The organism is Leucobacter sp. M11, from assembly GCF_035726885.1.
Classification (GTDB): Bacteria; Actinomycetota; Actinomycetes; order Actinomycetales; family Microbacteriaceae; genus JAPFRB01.
This window is the reverse complement of the sequence record NZ_JAPFRB010000002.1, coordinates 291,555-297,734: the sequence shown is the minus strand read 5'-3', so window position 1 is coordinate 297,734 and position 6,180 is coordinate 291,555. Positions and strand designations below refer to the sequence as shown.

Below are 6,180 nucleotides of genomic sequence, written 5' to 3'. Positions count from 1 at the left end.
TTCGCGGGTGTAGGCGACGCCGATGCTCGTGGCCTGGTCCCGGCCGAGCAGGAGGGCGTCGAGGCGGAAGCGCCGCCGCCAGAGCACGACCCCGATGACCGCGCAGACCCCGAAGGCGAGCGGCAGATACTCGGGGTTGACCGCGCTGATGCGCCCGAAGAGCTTGACCGAGAGCACGTCGTACTCGGTGGGGGAGAGCAACCGTTGCAGGAAGCCCGAGAGGCTGGAGAACGCCATGCCGATCACGACCCCGGCGAGGAGGAGCAGAAAGAGGCTGCCGAAGCGCCCGGAGAACAGCCACCGGTACAGGATGGTTGCGAAGACAACCATGAGCGCGGTCTGGGCGATGAGCTTTGGGATCCCCTCCGTCTGGCTGATGACGGTGCCGCCGAACACGAAGACCATGAGCGTCTGCATGAGGACGTACATCGAGTCGAAGCCGATGATCGACGGGGTCAGGATCCGGTTCTGCGTGATCGTGTGGAACACGACCGTGCCGATGCCCTGGGTGAAGGCCGCGACGGTCATCCCGCCGAGCATCGTGGCGCGCAGCCCCACGCTGTAGGCGAAGGAGCCGCGAACGAAGAGGAACATGAAGCCGAGCAGCACCACGACGGTGATCGCCGCGGTGACGGCCAGGCGCAGGCCGGGCCGCGGGGGGCGAGCCACCCGCGGGGCCTTCGGGGCCGGGGGCAGCGCTGAGGAGGAGGACTTAGCCAAGGACGTTCCTCCGCTGCCGCACGAGGAGACCGAGGAAGACGGCGGCGCCGACGAAGCCCAAGATGACCGAGGCCGGGATCTCCATCGGCGCGATGACGGTACGCCCGATGAGGTCGCAGGCGAGGAGGAAGCCGACGCCCGTCACCGCGATCCAGGGCAGGTTTCGCCGCAGGTCATCACCGAGCAGCATCGAGATGATGTTCGGCACGACCAGGCCGAGGAAGGGGATGAAGCCGACGACCACGCTCGTGATGCCGGTGGCCACGGCGACCATGATCACGCCGATCAGGGTGATGCGGCCGTAGTTCAGGCCGACGTTGGTCGCCACGTCCTTGCCGAGCCCCGCCACCGTGAACCGATCCGCGAGGATGAAGGCGGCCACCGCGACGATGACCACGGCCCAGAGTGGCTCGTAGAAGCCGCGCACGATGCTGCTGAAGCCGCCGGAGCTCCACGCGCCCATCGACTGCAACAGGTTAAAGGTGCCCGCGAGGAAGGTGATCACGGCCCCGACGACCGCGCCCATCATGATGCCGACGAGGGGCACAATGATCGAGGAGCGCACCGCGATGCGCCGCAGCACGAGCAGGAAGAGCCCGGTGCCGAAGAACGCGAAGACGACCGCGACGATCATCTTGACCATCGGGGGCGCCTGCGGGGCGACGAGGAGCACCACGAGCATGCCGAGCCCCGCCCACTGGCTGCTGCCAACGGTGGTCGGCTCGACGAAGCGGTTCTGCGTGATCATCTGCATGATGATGCCGCAGACGCTCATCGCCACGGCCGAGAAGACGAGGGCGAGCGTTCGCGGCACCCGGGAGATGAGAAACATCTCGCGCATCTCGGGGTCGGTGAAGATGCCGACCAGCGTGATCTCGTAGCCGCCGATCAGGAGCGAGGCGACGATGAGCGCGCCGGTGAGCGTCGCGATGCTCGTGAGGAGCACGGCGCGGAAGCGGGGGGAGCGGGCCCGGGCGGGCTTCGGCGCGGGCAGCGCGGCCGCCGAGGCGCGAGCGCGCGGGGCCGGGGTGGGTGGCGGCGTCGCCGCGGGGTCGGGGGTCACGGGCGGTGCGGTGGGGTGCGTCATGAGGGTCCTGGCTTGAGCAGCGCGGGGTCGGCCGGAGCCGACCCCGCGCCGGTGGTCGCGGGTGAGTCCGGGGGTCCGGGTTACTTCGCGGCCGAGAACGCGTCAGCGATCTGCTGGTAGGCCTCAGTGTACGACTGGATACCCTCGCGCGTGTAGAAGAAGGGGTCCAGGTAGATGATCTGGTCGTTCTTGCCGAAGGTGGTGCCGGCGAAGGCCTCCTGCGCCTCGAAGAGGGCCTTGGCGGGGGCGGAGTCGTCGCCGACGCCCGCGTCGCGGTCCAGGACGATCACCCAGTCGGGGTTTGCCTGGGCGATGGTCTCGGGGGCGAGACCGGAGTCGCCGTGCACGTCGCCGGACTCGCCGGCGAAGACGTCGGTGAGGTTCATCGGCTCGATGATCCGGCCGATGCGCTGCGCGCCGTTGTCGATCTTGCCGCCCGTGGCGACCGCGAGGAAGACCTTCTCGCCGTCCGTGGCGTCCTGGGCTGCCAGCTCCGCCTCGTCGAGCTCCGTGATGATCGCCGTCGCCTTCTCGGCCTCGTTGAAGATTTCGCCGAGCACCTCGGTCTGGGCCTTCAGGGACTCGACGTAGCCGCCCTCGGCCTCGTCGTCACCGGCGATGTCGATCACGGGGCCGATGTCCATGCCGACGATGTCGTCGTTGTAGTCGCTAAAGCGGTACCCGGAAATCACGAGGTCCGCCTCCAGGCCGGACAGGGCCTCCATGTCGGGCTCGCGGTGGTTGCCGAGGTCCACGATGCTGTCGTCGTCGATCCACTTCTCGAAGCCCTTGGCGGGCAGCAGGCCCTTGGGGACCGCGATCGGGGTGACGCCCCAGTCGTAGAGCGTCTCAAAGGAGGTGTTGTCGAGGGCGATCACGCGCTCGGGCTCGACGGGGACCTCGACGGTCGTGCCGAGCGTCTCAACGGAGACGGAGCCGCTTTCGGTGGGCTGGATCTCGGGCTTCGTGTCCTGGCCGGTGTCCCCGGAGGTGCATCCGCTCAGGAGCAGGCTGCCGGCAATTGCGGCGGCGAACAGGCCGCCCAGACGTGGGGAAAGCTTCATGGTGGGGAGTTCCTCTGCGTAGTAGACGCGCTTCTCGGATGGGAGACGCCCTGGTCCGACGAAGGCGAGGGTTACCTAAATTAGGATGACCTAAGCAACCTATCAGGATCGATCCGGCTTTGCACCCCTCGGCGACGAACGGGCAGCGTCAGGGCCCGGGCCCCGGGTCGGTGTCCGGGGCGGTGTCCGCGGCGGGCGTCCGGCGCGGGATGTGCGGGTGGGCGCGAGGCGGGAAAGGGGGGTACGCTAGCGAGTCAAGCCCCCGGTTTCCGGGGCGAGCACGGGAGCCGGCCTGTCGCACGCGAGGCTGAGGTGCTGAGGGGGAGAGCGTGACCGAATTTCTGTCGCTGCCCCGGCTCTCCGCCGCGGTGATCGAACGCCCCCGACTGATCGAACGGCTGGGAGACGCCGCACCGCTCACCCTGGTCCGGGGCACCTTCGGCTCGGGAAAGAGCGTCCTGCTCATTCAGTGGGCCACGCACCTGGAGCGCTCGGGTCGGGACTGGGTGTTCGTGGATTGCAGCTGCTTCGACGGGAGCTACGCGCACCTCCTGCTCGGAATCCGGGACCGGTTGCTCGGCCTGGACGCGGCGGCGGCCCTGCCCGGAGAGGAACCGCTCGCCACGATCCATCGGCTGCTCCGCGATCGGGACCGACCCCTCACGGTGCTCATCGACCACGCCTCGAAGGTGGGCAATCCGCAGGCCGAGACCCTGCTCATCGACCTGCTGGAGCGCTACCGGTTGCTCCGCGTGGTCGCGGCGACCCGCGCGGCGGCCCAGCTCGGCGCGCTGAGCCTCGGCGCGCGGCTCGACGTGACGACGATCGGCCAGGCGGACCTGTACTTCACCCCCGAGGAAACCGAGCGCGCGATCGTCGCGATCACCGGGCACCCCGTGCCCCCCACGCTCGGCACCGGGCTGTACCCGAGCCCCATCGTGACGCGCATCGTCGGGCTCGGCCTCGCTCAGGAGCACGACCGGCTCCGGCTCGCCGGCGAGCCGGTCCCCGCGGGGGCGCCCTCCCCGGAGCTGGGCGTGCTGAACGGCGAACAGGTGGCCAAGACCCTGTTCGACCTGTACTTCAACGAGCCCGAGATCGCCGACGTCGTGCGCAGCTACCTGCTGCTGTCCTTCGCCCCGGCGGTCACGCGGGCCGAGGCGGTGGCGATCACCGGCACCGAGCAGGTGGACGGCCACCTGGCCCAGGCCGTCTGCGACGACCTGGGGGAGTGGGCCCTCTGCGACGGCGAGGCCGAGCCCCGGTTCCGCTTCGCCCCGCGCTGGCAGCGGCTGTTTCACGGGCAGGCCCTCATTCGCTTCGGCGGGGAACTTGGCCGGATCAAGCAGAGCCTGCTGCGCATCGCGCTCGACAGCGGGCGCTACGCGGACGCCCTGGAGCACGCCGTGGACCTGGGCGACCTCGACCTCGCGGCCCGCGCCCTGCGCGCGGGGTGGACGCAGTTCACGGGGGAGGCCACGGCGCGCGTCTACGGCATCCTGCAACGCATCGGGGAGCGCGAGCTGGAGGCCTCCCCGGTGCTCGCCTACTACCTCGCACTCATGATGTTCGCGGCCGCGCCCGGCCCCCGCGTCGGGCTGCTCCTGCGGCGTGTGGTGAAGACGCTCGACCGCCGTGACGTCGCCGAGGAGCCCAGCGAGGCGCTCTGGGCCTTCGCGGTGACCTCGACGAGCTACCGGCTGCTCGGGGACAGCGGCCGTGCGGCGCGGCGCGCGCACCGGGCGCTCGCGGTGGCGGAGCGCCTGGGCGCCGTGGACCGGGAACGGCTCGGGGCGAACGCGCCCATGCTGCTGCAGAGCTGCGGTTTCTCCCTCGCCGCCGCGGCCGAGCTGCCCGCCGCGCACCGGGCGCTGGAGCTGGCGGAAGCCTTCGCGAGCGGGCGCTACCCGCTGGCGTCCTTCCACGGGCTGGGGCACCTCGCGGCCCTGTCCGCGATGCGCGGGGAGATGACCGCGACCCGGGAACTGCTCGCCCGCATCGACCGGGGAGCGCCACCCGCCGAGTGGACCGAGAGCTACTTTGGCGCCGGATTCCGGGTCGCCCGCAGCCTCGACGCGCTGGAGCGGCTGGATCCCGCCGCCGCGGCGGCGGAGCTCGACCGGGTCCGCCCGCACGTTCCCGGCATGGAGCACTGGGTCCAGTTCTCCGTCGCGGATGCGCTCACTCAGATATGCCTCGGGCGCAGCCCAGAGGCACTCACCCGAATCGATGTGGCCCTCGGCACGGACCGGATGCCCCCGCCCTCCGCGGACGGGCGCAGCTCACTGCTCATCGTGCGCGCCCTCGCCATCCTCGCCACGGGTCGGGTCACCGCGGCGATCACGCAGCTCGGCGAGGTCCCCAAAAACTCGGGCACCCGGGCGGCGGTCCTCGGGCTCGCCCACCTGCTCGCCGAGCGGCCGGAGCGGGCCAAGGCCGTGCTGCGGGAGGTCGTCGACCCGGCGAGCCTGTGGCGTCGCTCCCGGAACAATGCGGTGGGGCTGCTGCTCTCGGCGGCCGCCTCGCTCCGGCTCGGGCACCGCGAGGTCGCGCGCGACGGCGCCGAGGAAGCGCTCGCCGTGATGCGGAGCACCCAGGGACTCATGCCGATGCTGTTCACCCCGCGCGCGGACCTCGTCGCCCTCGCCGACCTGGTGGGGGAGGAGGACCGGGCGATGGTGCAGGGCTTCCTCGACCGGGACCCGGCGACGACGGACCTGCTCCGGGCATCCCAGCCGACCGTCACCCTCACGAAGCGCGAGCGGCTCCTGCTCGCGGAGCTGACCCGGGGCGACCCCATCCCGAGCCTCGCGACGCGATTGCGGGTCTCCCCGAACACCGTCAAAGCCCAGCTGCGCACCCTGTACCGGAAGCTTGGGGTCTCCTCGCGGGCGGACGCCGTGCGCCGAGCGACCGAGACGGGGCTCTTCGACTGATCCGGGCGGCGTCCCGGTCGGGGTGAGAAAGCGGGTGAAAAACGACGCAAAACCCTCCCCCGGTCACCCGGGAGCGGCCCGGCTGATTTACTGGTTCGGACCCCGCAAGCACGCACTGCTTCGGGGGTCGCGTCATCGGATCCGCAAGGAACCGGTGAGCGATCCGGACGGCGGTACGTCGAGCACGCTGGTGATCATTCCCCCGATCATTTGCGCCAGCAGCTCATCCCCCCAAGACGTACCGCCGACCGGGGTGTGCGCCGCCCGGTGATCCCGCCCCGGTCGCGCGCCACCCGGCGTCGCACCCCCGCCGTCCGCGGGCCGCGGCACGCCCCGGGCTCTACACTGGGCCTATGACTGAGCGCCCCATCCA

4 protein-coding genes are annotated in these 6,180 nt (G+C 70.9%); 1 reads left to right on the top strand and 3 read right to left on the bottom strand.

The genetic code is table 11. The features are described 5' to 3' along the window. From OOT08_RS05650 to OOT08_RS05640, 3 genes are all read right to left on the bottom strand, one after another. Nucleotides 1-720 (bottom strand): iron chelate uptake ABC transporter family permease subunit (locus OOT08_RS05650; protein WP_325091606.1); only part of this gene is annotated, 720 nt, incomplete at its 3' end. Next, nucleotides 713-1,807: an ABC transporter permease gene (locus tag OOT08_RS05645; protein ID WP_325091605.1), complete on the bottom strand. Its 1,095-nt coding sequence runs from the start codon at nt 1,805-1,807 to the stop codon at nt 713-715. The genes OOT08_RS05645 and OOT08_RS05650, both read right to left, overlap by 8 nt. Nucleotides 1,808-1,887: 80 nt before the next feature. After that, complete coding sequence (locus OOT08_RS05640) at nt 1,888-2,871, bottom strand: siderophore ABC transporter substrate-binding protein (protein ID WP_325091604.1); 984 nt, start codon at nt 2,869-2,871, stop codon at nt 1,888-1,890. 329 nt (nt 2,872-3,200) lie between these two features. Here OOT08_RS05640 and OOT08_RS05635 point away from each other — a divergent pair, with 329 nt between their 5' ends. Then, a complete protein-coding gene (locus OOT08_RS05635; protein ID WP_325091603.1) occupies nt 3,201-5,807 on the top strand; it encodes a helix-turn-helix transcriptional regulator in 2,607 nt (868 codons plus the stop codon). Nucleotides 5,808-6,180: the final 373 nt, after the last annotated feature.

Excerpts from the sequence above, each read along its gene's own strand:
- OOT08_RS05645 (WP_325091605.1), bottom strand. The coding sequence starts at position 1,807 with ATGACGCACCCCACCGCACCGCCCGTGACCCCCGACCCCGCGGCGACG.
- OOT08_RS05640 (WP_325091604.1), bottom strand. The coding sequence starts at position 2,871 with ATGAAGCTTTCCCCACGTCTGGGCGGCCTGTTCGCCGCCGCAATTGCC.